18 protein-coding genes and 1 pseudogene are annotated in these 20486 nt (G+C 44.4%); 1 reads left to right on the top strand and 18 read right to left on the bottom strand.

Features of this window, described 5'->3' with window-relative positions:
• The 14 genes and pseudogenes from DW835_RS08615 to kduI form a co-directional block, all read right to left on the bottom strand.
• The coding region (locus DW835_RS08615) for a transcriptional regulator (protein WP_118730981.1) at positions 1–207 on the bottom strand (207 nt) is incomplete at its 3' end.
• A 219-nt stretch (positions 208–426) separates the two neighbouring features.
• Complete coding sequence (locus DW835_RS08610; protein ID WP_118504585.1) at positions 427–1299, bottom strand: hypothetical protein; 873 nt, start codon at positions 1297–1299, stop codon at positions 427–429.
• A 265-nt stretch (positions 1300–1564) separates the two neighbouring features.
• Positions 1565–2923: pseudogene (locus DW835_RS08605) on the bottom strand (DUF87 domain-containing protein); the annotation flags it as partial.
• A complete protein-coding gene (locus DW835_RS08600) occupies positions 2889–3419 on the bottom strand; it encodes a type IV secretion system protein VirD4 (protein WP_118504587.1) in 531 nt (176 codons plus the stop codon). The gene DW835_RS08600 and the pseudogene DW835_RS08605, both read right to left, overlap by 35 nt.
• Positions 3420–3425: 6 nt before the next feature.
• Positions 3426–4499, bottom strand: a complete 1074-nt coding sequence (locus tag DW835_RS08595) for a DUF3801 domain-containing protein (protein ID WP_243029082.1) — start codon at positions 4497–4499, stop codon at positions 3426–3428.
• 156 nt (positions 4500–4655) lie between these two features.
• Positions 4656–4784: a hypothetical protein gene (locus tag DW835_RS18620; RefSeq protein WP_279221280.1), complete on the bottom strand. Its 129-nt coding sequence runs from the start codon at positions 4782–4784 to the stop codon at positions 4656–4658.
• Positions 4785–5065: 281 nt separating this feature from the next.
• The gene (locus DW835_RS08585; protein WP_118504591.1) at positions 5066–5980 is read right to left on the bottom strand and encodes a helix-turn-helix domain-containing protein; all 915 of its coding nucleotides are present in this window, start codon (positions 5978–5980) and stop codon (positions 5066–5068) included.
• A gap of 187 nt (positions 5981–6167) precedes the next feature.
• Positions 6168–7160, bottom strand: coding sequence for a nucleotidyl transferase AbiEii/AbiGii toxin family protein (locus tag DW835_RS08580; RefSeq protein ID WP_118504593.1), 993 nt, complete (start codon positions 7158–7160; stop codon positions 6168–6170).
• On the bottom strand, positions 7144–7911 hold the full coding sequence (locus DW835_RS08575) for a transcriptional regulator (RefSeq protein WP_118504595.1): 768 nt from the start codon (positions 7909–7911) through the stop codon (positions 7144–7146). The genes DW835_RS08580 and DW835_RS08575 overlap by 17 nt, the downstream gene beginning before the upstream one ends.
• Before the next feature lie 432 nt (positions 7912–8343).
• Positions 8344–9375: a sugar kinase gene (locus DW835_RS08570; RefSeq protein WP_022154725.1), complete on the bottom strand. Its 1032-nt coding sequence runs from the start codon at positions 9373–9375 to the stop codon at positions 8344–8346.
• Between the two features lie 258 nt (positions 9376–9633).
• Positions 9634–10599: a bifunctional 4-hydroxy-2-oxoglutarate aldolase/2-dehydro-3-deoxy-phosphogluconate aldolase gene (locus tag DW835_RS08565; protein ID WP_118730980.1), complete on the bottom strand. Its 966-nt coding sequence runs from the start codon at positions 10597–10599 to the stop codon at positions 9634–9636.
• A gap of 96 nt (positions 10600–10695) precedes the next feature.
• Positions 10696–11334 (bottom strand): RpiB/LacA/LacB family sugar-phosphate isomerase, encoded by a 639-nt coding sequence (locus DW835_RS08560; protein ID WP_118504601.1) that lies wholly within the window; start codon positions 11332–11334, stop codon positions 10696–10698.
• A 246-nt stretch (positions 11335–11580) separates the two neighbouring features.
• Positions 11581–12384, bottom strand: a complete 804-nt coding sequence (locus DW835_RS08555; RefSeq protein ID WP_118504603.1) for a gluconate 5-dehydrogenase — start codon at positions 12382–12384, stop codon at positions 11581–11583.
• A 58-nt stretch (positions 12385–12442) separates the two neighbouring features.
• The gene (kduI, locus tag DW835_RS08550; protein WP_117465822.1) at positions 12443–13303 is read right to left on the bottom strand and encodes a 5-dehydro-4-deoxy-D-glucuronate isomerase; all 861 of its coding nucleotides are present in this window, start codon (positions 13301–13303) and stop codon (positions 12443–12445) included.
• A 276-nt stretch (positions 13304–13579) separates the two neighbouring features.
• On the opposite strand from kduI, the gene DW835_RS08545 reads away from it, so the two are divergent.
• Positions 13580–14473 (top strand): AraC family transcriptional regulator, encoded by an 894-nt coding sequence (locus DW835_RS08545; protein WP_118504661.1) that lies wholly within the window; start codon positions 13580–13582, stop codon positions 14471–14473.
• Positions 14474–14507: 34 nt separating this feature from the next.
• Here DW835_RS08545 and DW835_RS08540 read toward each other — a convergent pair whose 3' ends face one another.
• The 4 genes from DW835_RS08540 to atpC all read right to left on the bottom strand — a co-directional run bounded on the left by DW835_RS08540 (position 14508) and on the right by atpC (position 20473).
• Entirely contained in the window at positions 14508–15371 is an 864-nt protein-coding gene (locus DW835_RS08540; protein ID WP_117465821.1) for a YitT family protein, read from the bottom strand.
• A 13-nt stretch (positions 15372–15384) separates the two neighbouring features.
• A complete protein-coding gene (locus DW835_RS08535) occupies positions 15385–18036 on the bottom strand; it encodes a YfhO family protein (protein ID WP_118730979.1) in 2652 nt (883 codons plus the stop codon).
• 27 nt (positions 18037–18063) lie between these two features.
• Positions 18064–19926: an LTA synthase family protein gene (locus DW835_RS08530; RefSeq protein WP_118539098.1), complete on the bottom strand. Its 1863-nt coding sequence runs from the start codon at positions 19924–19926 to the stop codon at positions 18064–18066.
• Between the two features lie 130 nt (positions 19927–20056).
• Positions 20057–20473, bottom strand: a complete 417-nt coding sequence (atpC, locus tag DW835_RS08525; RefSeq protein ID WP_117465818.1) for an ATP synthase F1 subunit epsilon — start codon at positions 20471–20473, stop codon at positions 20057–20059.
• Positions 20474–20486: the final 13 nt, after the last annotated feature.

The raw sequence follows: 20486 nt of genomic DNA, 5'->3' as shown, positions 1-20486 counted from the left end.
CGTTAAATTTAAGGGGAGGCGCAGGATTTGACGTTTACGAATATGCTGGATTCCACGTTCTATCTTTACCAGAGCTTCTCTTGTAATCATTACATTCTCCAACTGCAACAATGCAACCATTTCCGTCTGCCTGATTCCTTTTTCTTTCCTTATACGCCGGATATTCTTACCAATAAATATCTCATCTTGCTTTATTTTCTGTTCCATCCATTTTCACCATGCCCATGAACCCATTTTGGTTCTTTTTGCATTATTTTATGCAATACGCATGGTGAAAAGGGACTTGTTTTAGTCCATGTCACGAAATAAGTGAAAACTTCCGCAATAAAAACTCTATTAATGTATAATGCTCTTACTTATATAAGAATATATAAAATTCCCTTGAGCTGAACCACACTTTCTAGTCCACCTCAAGGGAATCCCTTATTATTCTTCAACTTTTTTACCAAACTTATAATTACTCGGATACTCTATATTATAAATATCCTCTCCGTATGGTATGTCCAATGTATGAGATTCACTTAAAACATATTCCTTATTACCAATCTTAAAAATATCTCCAGCTTCATATTCGTCAAGCAAAATACCACCCGAAGTCAAATTCTTATATCTTGCATCATATCGTTCCTTAGACTGAATTGGACTTGTTGTTTTAGTGGCAGAATAAAATTGTGTTGCTTCCCTATCTCCCATTTTTACTGTGAAAAAGCCATTTTTTATCCCTGCATTTTCCATATATCCTCTTATTTCTTCATCTGAATAAGACAACTGAACATATACAGGGTCTTTTGTCATCATATAATTCCAAAAGCTCGCATACCTTTCCAACACCGGATCATAAGGCTCGCCACGCATAATCTCGGAAACAATAGCGCCTATCCCCTTATTATCTGTGTATAAACAATGCTCCTGTCCGTCACGGGAGACATATTTAAAATACTTATTCTTCCCAAAGTCAATGATATTATCTTCCGCTTTAATTTCATTCAAAGAAGTTCCACTGATTTTAGGTATCTGCTCCGCTGTAAAAAATGTTCCTTCGCATTCGTATATATCGCCTTGTTTTCGTACCTTAGAAATATCATTATTCATAGCAGATAATATACTGTTTGAAATCATTTTATTTCTTTTTCCTGCTGAAGCTGTATAAATTCCTGTATCATACATTGTATTTCTAACAAATAAATCTTTTTTCCTACTTTGAGTAACACTTTGCTGATTGCACATAATATTTGCCAAACTCTGTCTACGACCTAGAATTTGAAGTGAATTACTAAAAGGAAAAAAATTAACATTCATAGCATCACTCTTTCTAAAATTATTGTATAATCACAACATCATCCTCAATGATGCCGATAACGCCACCTTCTAACATTTTCTTTCGAGGATTAACCTCTAGCCAGATTGTGGTAAATGTCAAACCCTTATAAAGCTCATAAGGCACTGCTCTCTGGCACAACACCTTACTTTGCCGCTTGGCAGACACTCAAGTTGCCTGTCTTTAATATTATATTACCTGTCATATGAAAATATGTCAATCCAAAATTCATGACTTCATAAAGAATTAACATTTTTCATTTGCATGCTTTTTCATCTCAATTATCTCGTGAATGTTGGTATTGTACAGCTTGTACAAATCCGTATCCTTACTTATCTGATTATCAAAAGGAATCACCACTGAACCACACTTGATAAGTCCCATTCCCGATGCAGTATTGGTTACGAATCTAAGCTGTGCTTCTGATACTCCGATAACCTCTGCCATCTTGGAACTATCCGTATTAGCCTGCTTTAAAAGTGCCACAAACTCTGAGTTTGCAAGCATTGTGGTTGCTGTGTAATTCTGCAACAGATCGATGACATTCTGCGTGATACCGGTACAAAGACCTCCCTGCTTTCTTACTTTCTTCCAGAGCTGCTGCAGATATTTTGCAGAATACTCGGAATTAAGCAGGACATGGAACTCATCAATATAGAGCCATGTTGCCTTGCCTCTCTTGCCATTCTCAACAATCCTGTTCTGAATAGACTCCATCATGACAAGCATTGTGATAGGACTAAGCTCTGTACCTAAGTCCCTGATACCATATACTGTGAATCTGTTATCCACATCCACATTTGTCTGGTGATTGAAGATGTTAAGTGAACCATTTACAAAAAGCTCCAAAGACAATGCAATATCTTTTGCCTCGTCCTCCGGCTGTGCCATAAGGATATCGTAGAAATCACTCATCACCGGGATATACTTCTCTTTGCTTCTTGCAATGTCGATATACAGCTTTCTCACACAGCGGTCAATGATTGATTTCTGTCTTGAATTTAAGCTGTCTCCGATACACTGCTCACAAAGACCAAGCATGAACTCGCCCTTTTCTCTTACCATTCCCTTGGAATCATTTGGATCAAGGCTCCATACATCCATCTCCAGCGGATTTACATAGTTATCCGTATAAGTAGACATATTTACTACAGTTCCGCCATAGGTTTCTGCAATATCAAAGTACTCATTCATTGGATCTATGACGATTATCTCATCATCACCCGACAAGAATACGCTGCCCATTTCCATCTTACAGAAGAACGATTTACCGGAACCAGGCACTCCGAATACGAATCCATTTCCGTTGATGAGCTTCTTTCTGTTGCCGATATTCACATTCTTGCTGATCTGGTTGATGCCATAATAGTTTCCTGTGCTGTCATTTAATTCCTGCACATTAAATGGCATAAGCACCGCAAGTGACTGGGTAAGAAGGGTACGCATTGTCTCCACCTGTCTTACACCAATCGGAAGTGCTGTGTTGAGTGCTTCCCTCTGCTTTAAGTAGTGTGTATCAATCGTGCAGCTGTTACGCTTTCCGATAGTCTCCACAGTCTCACATACACTCTCAAGCTCCTTCTTGCTTTCTGCCATAAGAATAATGGCTAAAGGAACAGTTATGCGGCATCTGCATAAGATTCGGCTTTACTTCATAAAATGTCTTTCCTGCTCCGGAACCACCACAGATAAGTATATTTCCATTGAGCTTGAGTCTCCTGAAATCCAGCGACATCTTCACATTCTGGCTGAGTATCCGGTTGAAATTTTCATCCTTATCTGCAAGTATCTTGTTGACCTGCTTCGGATTTTCAAATCTTGCCGTACCAAATTCTTTGCCGGGCATATAGTTTCTCTGACTGGTGTAATACATGACAATAGCCATCGCATAGATACCTAATGCAATGGCTACTGCTTTTACTGTATTGGAATTGTAATAGTTGGCAAAGGGAACTGCACATATATCATTAAATCTGTCCATAAATTCATTAAAGGCAATCCCTTCCGTCCACGCACCATTTATCAGATAACCAAGATACCCTGCTAACACTGCACCCACAAGAATGAATATCAGTGACGGCTTTTTCTTTGTTGTCTGCATAGGCTGCTACCTCGCTTTCTTTGTGGTAACAGTTTTCTTCTGTGTGGTCTTTTTCTGCTGCTTCTGCACTTTCTCGTAACGCTCCCTGACAGATGACTCCACCTTGTCGTAGTGAGTATAAAGCTCGGTTCCTTTCTGGGTTGTCACCACACGATTCTGCTCATCGTAAAGCTTATAATCCTTGGTTGAATCAAGGAAGGTAAGCATTGTCTTTCCACCATGAATCTCCATGATGTTTTCCTTACGGAGCCATACATATCTTACCTCTTCTCCCCATGTGCCAGGAACTCTGGTCTTAACAGCATGGTCATTTTCTTCAATAATCAGCTTCTTGCTGATAGTCACATCTGACAGGTTCGCATTCTTTGATGCTGCAACTGCCCTCATTCTCTCAGCAAGGTCCTGATAACCTCTGACACGATTGATAAATGCATCCTTGTCCATCATTACTGTATGGGTGCCATCTTCATTCTTGCCGCCAAGCACACCGATTGTCTCAAGCTGTCTGATAACACTTTCAGCCTGCTCACCATTGATACTGAAATTCTCCTTGACCTGATCCACACTGATAGCTTTCTTTTCCATTGCAAACATTCCGACCTTCTCAATCAGTCCGTCAATGGCTGAATTAACCTTATCCCCTTCTATCGTGTGGCTTTTCTCGTTTCCCTGCTGTTTCTTCAAAAAATCCATCAGCTTTCCGAGGGACTTTTCATCTCCATTCTTCAGATAATCGTCAAATGTGGCAATCTTACCAAACTTGAGCTTCTGTATCATCATATTCACACGGGGAACTGCCTCTGTATGAAAGATTACCTCACTCAGTCCGTCTTTCCTGTTGCAGTCCGGAAGTATTGAATAGAGTATTCCATACTTCTTTGCCATCTTTTCGACCTTTTTCATATCTTCGGTATTAAACTGCAACACCTGTAAATCGCCACCCTTTAGGAGCAGCTTTCTCATGCATGTCTTGGATATTGTTTTGTTACTGACACCAATCGCATCCGCCAATTGTTGTTGCGTCATTCCCTGCTCTTTTCTTAATGTAGAAATGAATACCCCAATCTTTTCCTGATCCATTGCTGTTCCTCCCGTAAAACTATAAAAATACGATTTTCATGACTGTATTTTACAATTTTATCGCTATGAGGACAACTTTTCCTTCGTAGACCCCAGTCTATCTATCGTAGATTTTCATTGTATACAACTTCTTTCTGCGTATTTCAACAATCTTATCTACACATTATCTGCGACATAAAATGTGGGAGCCGACATATTTTCCCACTCTGTTAACGTAATATTTCCTTTTGCAATTTCCGCTGCTTCCAACAATCCCTGCATAGTTTCATCAAAAAAGTTACTCATAAGTTTTCCTCCGTAGTCTGTTACGTTTTCTCTTTATTTTATTCAGTCTCATTATGTATCAAATCTCGTTCAATTCCTTTTCCATAATTGTTTTAATTACTCTAATATCTGTAAAAGTCAACCTTACTCCACGATTATACATAGCCAATACTTCATTCAAATTTTCTACTAGCAATTTATTAAGCTTTTTATGTATTGTCACCGGCTGATCCTGCACTGTATGAATATGATCAAAATATTTTTCAATATGCAAACAACATAAAGCAAACGGTAAATCATAATTAATAACTTTGTTCTTTAATACAAACAATTGCTCCTGTCACATTATTCTCTTCTACCCACTTCTTAATCATATCAGTGGAAAACCTGATATCCCCAAAAATCCGACTATCTGGTTTCAATATTATCTCTGTACCTGACAAATGTTCCATTTTACAAGAATTCACGTCATGTTGGGCAATCCCCCTTACATAGTCCTGACTATAGCAGTTACTATCTCTATACACATTAATCCGCAAATTTTCGCATAATGAATTTATCGCCTGCATGCCACCTTGGGCAAAATCACCCATCTGTGCATATTCTATACTCGATATAGGATGGCCTGAAAGTATTTTATCCAATACCTGCTGATTTGTCTTTTCATTTTGTGAAAGAGGAATTCCTCTTCCATTATCAGTTATCTTTATTCTTCCATCCTCATACAGTGTAATATTAATTTCCGTGCAAAATCCTCCTGCATCGGCCTCTTCAAACGACGTTTTAAGTACTTCATAAACAATCTGATGCATATTATCTATTAAGCTTTCCTTGTCTGCTCCCATACGCATTCTCCTTCCTTCTATGTTTGGCACACAATATTCTGGCACCTTATACGAAGTAAGATACTTTTTCACCTTACTCGGCGTGGAACCAAACAATTGTGTAAATGAACGTGTAAATCCTTCGTGAGAATCAAATGCATACATAAGTGATACATCAAGAACTTTCCTACCCTCCAGCAAAGAACCAAGCGCATATTGTAGCTTTCTGATCCTAATGTATCCGGTTATTGGCATACCCATAATTTCTGAAAATAATTTACTGAAATAGAATGGACTATAACCAGCCATTTCTGCCAATTCCAGCAAACTGATTTTTTCATAAATATGTTCATCTATATAAGCCAAAATCTCCTTTAAAATTTCTGTACTCATTCACATTCTCCTCACATACAGTATCATGGATGAAGCCCACCATACATTCTACAAGCAGGATGCTTCTTATCCAACCTGTATATATAGTATACACGCTGGGAGTAGATATTTCTTGATTCCATATATGAAGTAATATATTTTCTATCTCAAACTTTTCATAACCCTTTTTGCACAAGCATCAGAATCATTACACTCTCTTTTCATGATCTTTATCCAAAGGCTTCTTATCTTCTTCCTTGTCCCTGCACTTCCATAATGCCATTGGATGCTTTGCTATATTTCTAAACTCATCACTATCCCCGAATACCCAGTCAGGATAATAATTTCCTTCTGAGAAAGCCTTCCAGAACAGCTTTTCCTCCTTTGTTGGCACCAGAACAGATGTAAGATAGTCTTTTACTTCCTTTTGTACAAATTCCAGGTCAAATCGTTCTCCTTTACGAAGCACTGAATTCAAATCACGCTTAATCTGCCGGAATGACACGTTCCCGATATTATCAAGCGCAAATTTTTCCGGTGGCTGCGCTGACCCGATTGCACTATAGAAGACGACACATTTACGAAGCATCGCTTCCTCACTTTCATCAAATAGCCCAAATTTTACCATGTTATGCATATCATATAAATCTCGTGGAGCTGTTCTTGTAAGTAATGCTACTGTTTTAGAAGCAAATATCTCCAATGGTGCTACGGAAAAAACGGTAAGCTTTTCCTCATTCCATGGCAGTCTTACTTCTCTCCGTGCCACAGGAAGCACATGACAGCGCAGCATGTAGTTAATCTCAATCTTAAGATTATCCTTTGTCCCTCCGCAATTTATATATTCATACACAAAGGAATCCAGTGCATGATAACTCTTTGATTTCGGACTCAGGACATATCCGTTTGCCATCATATACTTGCTGATTTTGTCTGTGATAATCCCCCTGTCTACAAGCATTTTTTCCCTTTCAATACTTCTGCAATAATCCAAATCAATATCCACCGAAAGTCTTGGCAAATCAAAAATAGCAAGATTAATGGCAGTTCCGCCTTTTAAAGCAATTCCTTCTGACAAAAGCTCATCCGATTCCATGAATCTCAACACATCCGCCAGACGGCATACCTTTTCCAACGTGTCCCTCGGAAAACCCAGTTCTTTTGCCATTCTGCCCAGAGTTAATCTATCCCATTGCATCATAAGCATCCACCCCCTTATCTATCAGTCCTTTCAACGAAACCGGTGCATAAAGCTTCCATCTTTTATGAAATACATTATCCTGCGATTCCTTCATCAGGTAGCGCTTTGCATCAGAGGAACCATTCTCACACGTTTCAAAAAACTGGGCTGAAAATTGGAATTCTTCCTGCATTTCTTCAAAAAAATATCCGCATTTCTGATACAGAAAACCATTGTTGTTTCTTGCCAGACATTCCAACACTTTCTGTTCATTCAGTCCCGGCACCAGCATCATGCACCGTATTACTTCCTCAATTCCTGCTATCTTTTCAAAATCACGTATACTGTCTACAACAGTCTGTTCCATGGATGTCACTCGTATTTTTCCCTGCTGTACTACTTCCATATCTGGTTTACGCTCTATGTGGCGGTACAACACTCCGTCATACTCAAAATCGTGAAATCGTTTATCCGTTGCAACATAACACTCATAAAACACCTGACTTCCATACCCAAATACCTCAAATGCACTGTGATGGGTGATACAAGCATCTGGGAACAGATTGGAACCTATCTGATAACGGGATAACACAGGCTGTTTCGTTTCCATGCTGATTACCACATAAAAATCTCTTTTCACTTTTTCTATCAGCCCTTTTTTCTGGTACTCATAAATTACCTGATTCGCTGCGGTTGCTGTTCCTACAATTTCTATCAGCTGTTCTCTCGAAAAAGAACCCTTTGCAAGTAGCTTTTCATAATGCTTCATCATGTATCATCTCCTAATGTTTTAAATTCAACGCAATGTATTATTTATTCTTAATACTCTATACTTTTTTAATAATCCATTTTAATTTTATTACATAGTATTAGAAATATCAAATACATTGTGCACTTTTTGAAATTACATTTTCCTCATCATCTCAAAACACAGCAGACAAAAGACAAACATTACTTAAAATGTTACTTCTTTCAACGTTTTTGCAGACCATATATACACGTAACTTTGATTATTTGGTATTTCTGCACGAATCTCTGCAAAATCGATAGACGACACCAGCCTACGCTGACAATAGATTTTTATAAGAAATGTTTATGGAAAAAGTATATCCTATATCTTCTGTTTTGGCAAGAAAAAAACTCACCTGTATGTTACCACACAGGTGAGTTCGATTTATTTTTACACTATTCTGTTCACAGAAGCTTATCTCTGTACACGTCCGGAAGCATCGCCGCCAGCCAGGGTCTCAACTTCTTTTCTGGATACCAGGTTGAAGTCGCCGGGGATGGTGTGCTTCAGAGCAGATGCAGCTACGCCGTACTCAAGAGCATCCTTGAAGTTCTTGCCATCCAGCATACCGCAGATCACGCCGCCTGCGAAGGAGTCGCCGCCGCCTACACGGTCAACGATGGGATGGATGCTGTACTCTTTGGAGTGATAGAACTCCTTGGTATCTCTGGAGTAGATGCAAGCAGACCAACCGTTATCGGAAGCGGAATGGCTTACACGCAGAGAGGATACGCAGTACTCGAAGTTGAACTTGTCAACCATCTGCTCGAAGATGGACTTGTAACCAGCCAGCTCCAGCTCACCGCTGGTAACATCGGTATCGCCGGGCTTGAAGCCAAGTACCAGCTCAGCATCTTCTTCGTTACCGATACATACATCAACGTACTTCATCAGGTTGGTCATAACCTTCTGAGCCTTCTCGGAGCTCCACAGCTTCTTACGGAAGTTCAGGTCTACGGATACCTTTACGCCATGCTTCTTAGCAGCGATCAGAGCCTTCTCGGTCAGCTCTGCAGCAGCGTCGGATACAGCGGGGGTAATACCGGTGAAGTGGAACCAGTCAGCGCCTTCGAAGATCTCATCGAAGTTGAAATCAGCCTCGGTTGCGGTGGAGATAGAGGAATGTGCTCTATCGTATACAACCTTGGAAGGTCTCATGGAAGAACCGCTCTCCAGGTAGTAGATACCCAGTCTCTCACCGCATCTTGCGATGTGCTTGGTCTCTACGTTGTACTTTCTCAGAGCTGCGACTGCGCACTCACCGATCTCGTTGTCAGGAACTGCGGTAACGAACTCAGCGTCATGACCGTAGTTAGCCAGAGATACTGCTACGTTAGCTTCACCGCCGCCGTAGTTTACATCGAACTCGTCTGCCTGGATAAATTTCTCGTTGTTGGGGGTGGACAGTCTCAGCATGATCTCACCCATGGTAATTACTTTTGCCATTTTGGTATATTCCTTTCTCAATCTATAACATTATTGATTATTACTTTGCGCTATACTATCGATCGTATAGAATAGGCTTCTTTCAATACACAGGTTGCAGTGACTGCGTGTTTTAGTTGCAGACTCTAAACGACCGTCGGTACTTAGATGCCGTACTTTGGCATCTTATGTACCGCTACGGGAGAGCCGAAGCGGAAGCGCGTCTGCAACTGAAATATGCAGTTGCTGCAACCGTACGGCTTAAAATTTGCTTATGATTTATTTCTGTACCAGATGAATAGCGAAGCCGCCGATCTCCTCTTTCAGGTAGATAGCCTTCAGGTTGCCCTTGGCATCTCTCTTCGCGGACTCTTCGTTGAACTCAACACCCAGAACAGTGCTCAGGTAGTTGACAGCTCTCTCGATGTAGTTGGTCTTAACAGCGATGTGACCGTTCTTGCCCAGGTAAGGACTCTTCATAACTTCCAGAGCAGAGCCTGCGAATACGGAGCTGTTGCCAACCTTAGCGGGCATACCGAAGATGAATGCGAAACGGTTCGCAGCCTTAACAGCCTCTTCCTCGTTCTCTGCATTGACACCAACGTGAGCCAGTTCGAAGCCCAACATGGTCTGTACTGCTTCTCTGGTCAGCTGCTCGATCTTGTCCCACTCACCAGCGTTGATCAGGTCGCCGGGAACCATCCAGGAACCACCGCATGCGATGATCTTGGGGAAGTCAAGGTAAGAAGTCAGGTTCTTAGCGTTTACACCGCCGGTAGGCATGAACTTCATATTTACATAAGGAGCTGCCATAGCCTTGATCTTAGCCAGACCGCCGGACTGCTCAGCGGGGAAGAACTTAACTACATCCAGGCCAAGCTCGATAGCCTGCTCGATGTCGCTGGGGCTGGAAGTACCGGGAGTGATAGGAATGTTCTTCTCTACACAATACTTAACGGTTCTGGGATTTAAGCCGGGGCTTACGATGAACTTGGCGCCTGCTGCTACTGCTGCGTCAACCTGCTCTGCGTTCAGAACGGTACCTGCCCCAACACACATGCTAGGGAAGTTGTCGGTCATGATCTTGATAGCTTCTGCTGCTGCGCTGGTACGGAAAGTAACCTCTGCACAGGGAAGTCCTCCTGCGCAAAGTGCCTTTGCCAGAGGAAGTGCATCTGCTGCGTTGTCAATTTTTACAACCGGTACGATACCGATTTTGCTGATTTGCTCTAATACTGCGTTCATAAATAACACCTTTCTGTCTTATAGACTAATAGTTATGTGAAAAATCTTCGCAGGAGATCCTGTCGAAAATATTTCTGCAAAATGAAACCAATACTTTTATGCCAGTACTTCCTTCACTGCCTCAGCGATCTTGTCGCACTTGCAGTTTGCAAAGAAATACTCCTTAAACCTGGCACCGGATAAAGCACCCTTTACCAGTTCACGATCCAGATTCTTCAAGATGGTAACCATATCGGTATGAGTTACTTCTTTTACCTGATCCAGGATCTTCTTGTTGCGCTGCTCGGGAACCACTCTCTCAGGGGGATATCCACCGCCGCCGGGAGCACAGAACAGCTTTTCAAAAGTATACTGTAAATTCAGTTCACCGCCCCAGCCGAAGTTCTCAGCAAAAGGAAGTGCCACACAGTTACCGTCGTTTACCTGAGAGAACAGGTAAGCATCCAGAGGGGACTCAATGTGTCCACACAGAACCTTGGGGAAGGAATTGCATGCAAGCATGGCACCTTCGCCGGTTCCGCATCCGGTGATAACGAAATCCGCTGCCCCGGAGTTCAAAAGAACTGCTGCCAGAATACCGTTCTGTACGTAGGTCAGGGAATTGGGATCCTCTGCGCCGCACATACCGTAGTTGAATACTTCATGACCCATGGGCTCTACTACTTTTTTAAGAGTAGCACAGATCATTTCATTCTTGGCAGCCTGACTGTTTTCATTGATCAAAGCTATCTTCATGAGATACTCCTTTTCCAAACGCCACAACAGTCAGCCGCCGAAATTCTTCTGCGACTGACCTGATGTGAATTGTTTATTCTGTTTTTGATATCCTGCGTAAATGCACAAGCTCCATAGCTACTCACTCGCAAATTCGTGCTTCGCACTCTGCATCCGGCTCGTAAACTCACCGGATATTTACTCGTGAGCTGTGCAAGGAAAACAAATGTCCGCTATGCGGCCGCTTGTTTTCCTTTTGCACAAGCTCTACTGGGGCTGTTTGCCGATGTAAGCAAGGATACCGCCATCTACATAGAGGATGTGTCCGTTGACTGCATTGGATGCCTCAGAAGCAAGGAATACAGCGGGACCGGTCAGCTCTTCGGGCTTCAACCATCTGTTAGCAGGGGTCTTAGCGCAGATGAACTGGTCGAAAGGATGTCTGCTGCCATCGGGCTGGATCTCACGAAGAGGAGCTGTCTGAGGAGTCTCGATGTAACCGGGTCCAAGGCCGTTACACTGAATGTTGTACTGGCCGTACTCGGAGCAGATGTTCTTGGTCAGCATCTTTAAGCCGCCCTTAGCTGCTGCATATGCAGATACAGTCTCACGACCCAGCTCGGACATCATGGAACAGATGTTGATGATCTTACCATGATTCTTCTTGATCATGCCGGGGATAACTGCCTTAGATACGATGAAAGGTGCATTCAGGTCTACGTCGATTACCTGACGGAACTGATCTGCGGTCATCTCGGTCATGGGGATTCTCTTGATGATACCTGCGTTGTTCACCAGGATATCGATGGTGCCTACTTCCTTTTCGATCTGAGCTACCATAGCGTTAACTGCCTCTTCATTGGTAACGTCGCATACATAGCCGTGAGCCTTGATACCTTTCTCAGCGTATGCTGCCATTCCCTTGTCTACCAGCTCCTGCTTGATATCGTTGAAGCAGATGGTAGCACCGCACTCAGCGTATGCGGAAGCGATAGCGAAACCAATACCGTAAGATGCGCCGGTAACCAGTGCAACCTTACCTTCCAGTGAGAAATTAGTGAATTCAGACATTGTTTTTTCTCCTTTTCTTTATAAAAACTGTTATTTTAGTTACATGTTCCAAAGGATCTTATTTCAGATCTCTGTTGTCGACACCGTCCATGTCGTCGAAGTCCTGATTCTCTCCGACCATACCCCAGATAAAGGTATATGCTCTGGAACCGCATCCGGAATGGATGGACCAGCTGGGGGAGATTACTGCTTCTTCGTTACGCATTACGATGTGGCGGGTCTCATCGGGCTCACCCATATAGTGCATAACAAAGGCATCCTCAGGCATATCGAAATACAGATATACTTCCATACGTCTGTCATGTGTATGACAAGGCATGGTGTTCCATACACTGCCGGGCTCTAACTTCGTCATACCCATCTCCAGCTGACAACTCTCTACCTGTCCGGGAAGGATATACTTGCAGATTACTCTGTGGTTGGCATCCTCCAGAGTACCCAGTTCTACTTTATTCTCATCCTTTACAATGACCACGCCCTCTTCGGGAGTACCTTCCGGCTTGATCAGCACGGTCGGATAAGTCTTATGTGCGGGAGCGGAATTCAGATAAAATTTAGCGGGCTGTTTCTCATCTTCACTTGCGAAAATGATCTCCTTGGAGCCCATTCCTATGTACATAGCTTCCTTGTAACCTACCTTGTACACTTTGCCATCAACGGTAATCATACCTGCTCCGCCGATATTGATCACACCCAGTTCTCTTCTCTGACAGAAATACTCTGCACGGAGTTCATCTCCGGCGGTCAGAGTGATAGGGCTTACAGGAACTGCTGCTCCTGTAATGATTCTGTCGATGTGGCTGTACACCAGCTTGATTTCGCCGGGTACGAACAGATTCTGGATCAGAAACTCTTCTCTCAGACGCTCTGTGGTGTAATGCTTCACATCTCTTGGTGATACTGCTGTTCTAAGTTCCACCTTACGCCTCTCTTTCCTCAACGGGCGGCCTGCATGCCGCTATTGAATGTTACCTTTTTATGAAAGCACTTACATTATAACATATCATTGTAACCATTTCCAACACATTTTTACTATTTTTTATAAAAATTTTGGAAGGCTGTAACTGCTTTTCTCTTTTGTATGAGTTAAGTATACTAGAAAAGATTCTCAAAGTCTTTTCATATTTTAATCTAAACATTGCAAATTTTGAACTTTTGGTGTTTAATAAAAGAAAAAGCGAAAAGGATGAAAGAAATGGAAGAACTTACCTCCTGTAAAACAGCCATAGAAAACTGTAAAACCTCCGGGACTTTTGCCATTGCCCACTTATATAAAGAAGAAAAAGCCATGGACATGCACATCCATGACTGCTACGAGATCTACTATTCCATCTGCGGCGGCAAACAGTTTCTGATCGACAACTGCTTCTACACCATCGCCCCAGGCGATCTCTTTATCATCAACCAGTACGAAAGTCACAAGCTGACCCAGATCGACAACTCCGTCCACGAACGTATCGTTCTGTCGGTGGCGCCGGATTTCATGAAGCTGATCTCCACCAAAGAGACGGATCTGAGCTTTTGCTTCACTCACCGCAGTGCCCCCTTTTCCCATAAGCTTTCGCTCAACAAGGAACAGCAGAAACGTTTCCTCTATTATATCAACAAAATCACTTCCGCGGAGGGCTTTGCCCATGACATCACGGAATATGCCGCTTTCATGGAGCTGATGGTCATGCTCAACACGCTGTTCATCCGCAGTGCAGAGCAGACGGCGGCCGGGGAAACCGTAACAGATCCCGCCGAATACAAGGACAGTAGCTACCGCTACAACCATCAGGTGGACGATATTCTGGCTTACATCAACCAGAACATCTCCCAGCCTATTACAGTGGAACATCTGGCCGGACAGTTCTACTTAAGCGAATCCTATATCTGCCGGATTTTCAAATCCGCCACAGGCACCACCATTAATAAATACATCACCGCCCGCCGCATCAGTATCGCCAAGGCGGTTCTGAACGAAAACGGCAATGTCATGGAAGCCTTCGAACGCAGCGGTTTCACGGACTACAGCAATTTCTTCAAAGCCTTCACCAAAGCCGTGGGTGTTTCCCCGAAAAAGTACGCAAGCCTGAGTGTCAGCTAAACTGCTGACGCTCAGGCCCTTCTTTTTACATTTCTTAATCATTCGGTCTCTGATAGAACCGGCCCGCCAGATTCTCCGTACGGATCATGTTGACAAAGGCCTGTGGGTCCGTCTCCCGCACCGTATTCACAACTTTGTTCACCTCGTCTCGTCCCACCACGGAATACAGCACGTCACATTCCTGTTTGGAATAACAGCCCTCACCCTTGATCAGGGTGGCATCGTGATGGGTGATCTCCGCAATAGCTTCGTAGACATCCTCCGGCCGTTTCGTCACGATGATCAGGGTCTGCTTCTGGTAGCGCTTGTACAGCACATGGAGTACCTGCGTGGAGGTATACTGAAAAATAATGGAATACAGCGCCTTGTCCCAGCCAAACAGTGCTCCGGCGATCCCTAGGATCACCACATTTCCCGCAAAAATATAATTCCAGGAATCAATGCCGTACTTTTCCGACAGGAAGATCGCGATAAAATCCGTACCGCCGCTGGTGGCATTGGCGAACAGACACAGGCTGATGGCCAGTGCATTGATCAGTCCACCGAAGATAGCAATCAGCAGAATATCCTCCGTTACCGGCCAGGCGGGCACCATATCCGTCAAAATACCGCTCACCACGATCATCAGACAGGAATAACCGGTGAACTTTTTTCCGATGAATTTGAAGCTGATGACCACCGGAACCGCATTTAAGATAAAGTTGATCACCGAAAAAGGAGGCTCCCAGTGCCACAACAGCACGCTGATCTCCTGGATCAGTCGGGTCAGACCGTTGAATCCACCGGGGATCAATCCCCCGGCCCGGACAAAGCTTTTCAAATTGACTGCCATGATAAAGGATCCCGCCAGGATCAGGCAGGTACGCCGCAAGGTATCACAAATACTCTTCTTCGTCATAATTCGCTCCTTCTTACATCCTTCCTGCCTCTTCCTTCACAGAACCTTCCTCTGTGTGCGTTTTTTCCGCATTCCCGTCTTCCATCGTTTCGTCTGCTGCCTTTTGCAAAGGCTCATTCTCCGCACAGTCTTTCCTTTTCCTGTCACACCTCTGACACAACACGCATCCCAACAGGATCAGTACACTTCCCGCACTCACTAAAATACCGATATTCCGTCCTTCCGGTACATAGTGCATCTGTATCGTATGTTCTCCCGCTTCCAGATCAAATGCCATGAGTGCATTGCCAAACTGCTCAGGCTCTGCATTTTCTCCGTCGATCTGCACCGTCCAGCCCTCCTCATAAGGCACGGACAGGATCAGTCTGCCGGCTTCTTTCAGACTTAAGGTTCCGGAAATATGGGTGCTGTCCATCGCTACATTTTCAAGATGTTCTTTTGACAATATCTCCACTGCCTGTGCCAGCACTTCTTCATTCATTACATAAGCTTCCGCCGATACCTTCGGGGTATCGTCCGTGTCATCCCCATTGGTCAAGGTAACTCTCTCGCCTTTTTGCAGATAGCCCAGATACAGGATAGCTCCGTCCTTCAGATCCCCGTAATCCTGGGTCTCCAGCGTTCCCCCAAGCACCTGAACCTTTTTCGTCCCTGTGGCATTGATCCTCGCGTAATAGTAGCCTGCCCTGTCCGCCGTAATACATACATTATCTCCGCTAGTCTCACTGATCGCCCGGTCCAGTAAGGGCTCTGCGATTCCCAGATCCTCGGTCAGCTGATTCTGCACTCTCACACCGGTGCCGATCTCGTCCGTAACATTCCAACCCATCGGTGCCACATAGCCAAAAGGCAGCGTATATTTACAATGATATAAATAAACATCTCCGCTGTTATTCACGATCTCATACAGACCGTTTTCGTATTTATCCGATTCGCCGAACATATAATCCACATTCAGGAGTGCCGACACGAAAGCTGTCGCTCCGTCAAATCCGTAATAAACCTTGCTGTGACGCATACCCAGCATTTTATACAGGTCCATGACGATGGAATTCATGGTGGAGGAAAATACGGAAGCCGTAGGATATCCCGTAAGAGTACCGTCATTTTTCGTCTTGCGGGTAAACTTCTCGATACGGAAGAAGTCATCCCCCTCCTGTTCCTGCGCCAGGGCGTACAACGCCTTATAATCCTCCTGGTCTCCCAGATAAGCGCTTCGTCCGGTAGTGCCCAGACTCGTATTAAATGTATTGATGCTCAGCTCCGCCACTACGCACGCCAGCACCAGAATCCCCAGCACCTGCCTCGTCAGTTCGTCTTTTCTCGTCCGGTACAGATACAGAAGCACACCATAGATCGTAACGAACACCAGCGTCAGCACTTCAATACCCGTGTCGAAATCCTCGCTCTCCACGAATTTCTCACAGGCAAGTAAAAATATCACCGCCGCCAGATACCCATAGATGATCTGCCTGGGAGAAGTGCCCTCCACATTCCGGAAAGCATCATAGCACATGACAAGGATCAGAAAAATATATAGAAAAGACTGTCTCGCCGGCAGGGAATCCGGATAATTCAGACCGTGCCATAAAAAGTCCAGGACATTGGTTCCGAAGCTGAGCAGCAAGAATCCCGCCAATGCCAGATTGCAGAACCGTTTTCTCACTGATATTTTTTCATTCAGTGCATACATGGGCACCAGTAAAAATACTGCCACACCACAGTAAATGTTCGGCCAGTGTTCCAGCCCTCTCTCCGTGGTCACACACATGCAGTGTCTCGCCAGCATATCAAACACGGAAAAATAGGACTCTAACGTACTGGGGAAATCGGAATTGCCAAAGTCTGTCCGCAAAATAGCGCAAACCTCCGGGATCAACAGTGCCGCCGCCAGACCTCCGGCCAGCAGGGAGGCAAATGCAAATCTTCCGATCCTGCCGAATACGATCCGTGCTTTCCTGCTCTGCCCTTCCGTCATGGTATAGTATTCCGTGATCAACAACATTCCAAAATACAGCACCAGAAAGATACAGATCATAATGGAGATGTAATAATTGGTCAGAATACAGAGTCCCAGAGTCACGGTATACATGACCCATTTGCCTTCTCTGACCAGCCGCTCTGCTCCTAACAGGATCAAGGGTAGCAGGATCAGGCAGTCCAGCCACATCACATTCCAGTTGTAGGCCGCCAGATAGCCGGACAGAGCATACGCAGTGGAAAACAAAAGAGCCGCCGGATCCTCCTTGCCGAACACTTTCCGCAGATAGATGCTGAAGGTAAGCCCCATAAGGCCGATCCGCAGGATCACCAGATAACTCATGAATTCCATGATCAGGCCTTCCGGCAGCAAAAATACCAGCCAGTTAAAAGGACTTGCCAGATAATAGACATACAGTGCCAGGAAATTCGATCCGATCCCTACATTGTAGGAATAGAACAGTCCCTCTCCCGCTTTGATCTTGTGCACAAATTCACTTAAAAAAGGCATATACTGATGGTACATATCGGAGAACAGAAAACTCCGGTCACCAAAAGGATATATGCCCCGTATGATAAAAAGAACCAGCATAATAAATGCAGGCACAAAGAACGCAAGCACAGAGATCCCTCTCTGCATCCTGCGCTCCGCACTACTTGTTGCTGTCGTTTTATTGCCGTTCATATTATTTTTCTCCCACGATCTTTTTTCTTACCTTCCGTAATCAAACAGCAGATAATACTCCAGACTCCGGTAATCGTTCAATGCTTCCCCACATTCCTTCACCGTCGTGAGTGTGCCGTCCGCTTCTCTCACACCGGCCGCGCTGATCACCGGATATTTTTCCCGCACCCCGGTCAGACTGCTCTGCAGGGCAGGCAACGGCAGATCACAGTTCTCCAGCACATCCATTGCCAGATAATTGGCACTGGTCTCTCCGTCCGTCTGCTCCTCAATGTCAAAGTTGCTCCAGATCACATAAGGTACTTTATATTTTAACAGATTTTCCTCATCTGTTAAAGTCTCCGGATCCACTTTATTATTTCTTAAGATCGGATTGCTCACATAGGTCGTAGGCTGATGATCCCCGAAGAATACGATCATGGTATCCTCATCGACCTGAGAGAAATAATCAATCAGTCCCTGCAGGGCGGAATCCGTCTGTTTTACCAGGGACAGATACATGGACAGTACCTTGGAATCAATACCGTCCACCGTGATATCCGGGGTAAAATTGTGGAATTCCTCCTCATAACCGCTGTGATTCTGCATGGTCACATTGAATACAAACAGAGGCTCTCCCGCTTCCTTGTTCTCATACAGTTCAATGATCTTGGCAAAGCTGCTCTCATCGGAGATATAGTTACGGATCCGTTTCGGATTCCTGAAATCGTCCTGTGACAGGAACTCATCAAATCCAAGCAGCGGATAGACTCTGTCTCTGTCCCAGCCGCTGGCATAATAAGGATGGATCGCCACAGTATGATAATCCAGTTCCTTCAGGTAGGAAGCCAGAGAAGGCATCTCCTTCTGCACATACTGCTGGTAAGCCACGCTGCCCTGCGGTAAAAATCCTATAGTGTTGCCGGTAAGGAATTCAAACTCCGTATTGGCAGTATTCCCGCCCAGCACGGAAACATTCAGGTAACCGGTTCTGGTATTCTCTGCCCCCTGTTGTAAGCTGTGAATAAAGGGCATATAGTCTTCGTTGGTGGTAAACTCTCCCCGGACTGCCAGATCCGAAAATGCCTCATCCATGATCACAATGATATTCGGACGCTTCACGCTCTCCGGTTCTTCCACAGCTGCTGCAAGCCCTGCGGAATCTTTCCCGGCCTGCTCATAATTGCTGCCGGTGCCATCTGCAGAATAATCTGCGGGTTTCTCCACATCCATATATTCCATTTCCATCAGAAATGCCACGATATTGCCATCTCTCTTATTCATGACGGTAGGGGTAAACAGCTTGTCGTATAATCCAAAGCTCTGCACAAAGCTCTCGCTCTGTATCATGCCGGTATAACCATAGATCATGACAATGCTTAACAGGATCAGTGCCGCTCTCTTTGCCACTCTTCCCGGTGCCTTCATGTGAAAACGGCTCTCGATCAACAACAAAATCAGGAATCCCACAATGACCAGTATCGTACTGGTGGACAATTCATAGTTGAAATTGCCCGCCACACTGGCTGCTGTACTGATGGAATAAATATCCCAGGGCATGATGGGTGCGGAACGGAAATTCAGCACATAATAATTCGCCAGTCCCACCACCATGAAAAAGGCCGTCTGCAACATCAGAGCCGCCCGGACATATTTCACGATTCCGAATAACAGAAGTGCGGTCAGTACATAGAACGCCATGTTCAACAGCTGGGTTTTGAAATGCATTGTCGTAAAAGGATTATGGGTATACATTTCAAACAGATAAAATGTCACCAGCGGACATACTGCCAGCGCGATACAGGAAGGAAGCTTCTCCCTGGTAATTCCTATTTTTCGAACGGAATGACGCAAAAAGCCTGTAATGGCAGCTGCGACACTTCGTATTGATTTTTTCTGTAAATAATCCATTGCTTAACTCTCCTCTTATACTTAAGAGATTTTATCGCAATGACAGAAAAATAACAATTTCCGAATTGCACACATTTGCTAACATTACAGGCTTAATTTTGTTACTTTTTACATATATTTTACTTGATTTCTAGTTGATCTCGTATTTTCCGGCTTCCTTCAGGCGCAGCATAGCTCTCGCCATGGATGCCTGGGATACATGGTACTCCTGAATGCTCTGCTTCTGACGCAGCTGCTCTTTGGCACGCTCCAGAGCGGCTTCCGCACGGACTCTGTCGATATCCTCCGGGCGCTCCGCCGTATCCACCAGCATGATCACACGGTTATGAGAAATGTAGACACAGCCCACACCGACTACGGCCTTGGTCCAGTCGTCATCCTCTTTTTCCTTAAACCGTACCTCGCCTTCCTTCGTGGCAATGACCATATCCTCATGATGGGACATGATGGCCTGCTCGCCGTCCAGAGCCGGTACGATAATGATGCCGCATTTTCCGTCGAAAAATACTTTATCACTGGCAATGACCTTCAAGCTGAAGGTGTTCATACGCACACCGCCT

It is taken from the genome of Clostridium sp. AM34-9AC (assembly GCF_003480225.1).
In the GTDB taxonomy this organism is placed as follows: domain Bacteria; phylum Bacillota; class Clostridia; order Lachnospirales; family Lachnospiraceae; genus Acetatifactor; species Acetatifactor acetigignens.
The sequence above is the reverse complement of the archived record's forward strand: the minus strand, read 5'-3'. Positions and strand labels throughout refer to the sequence as shown.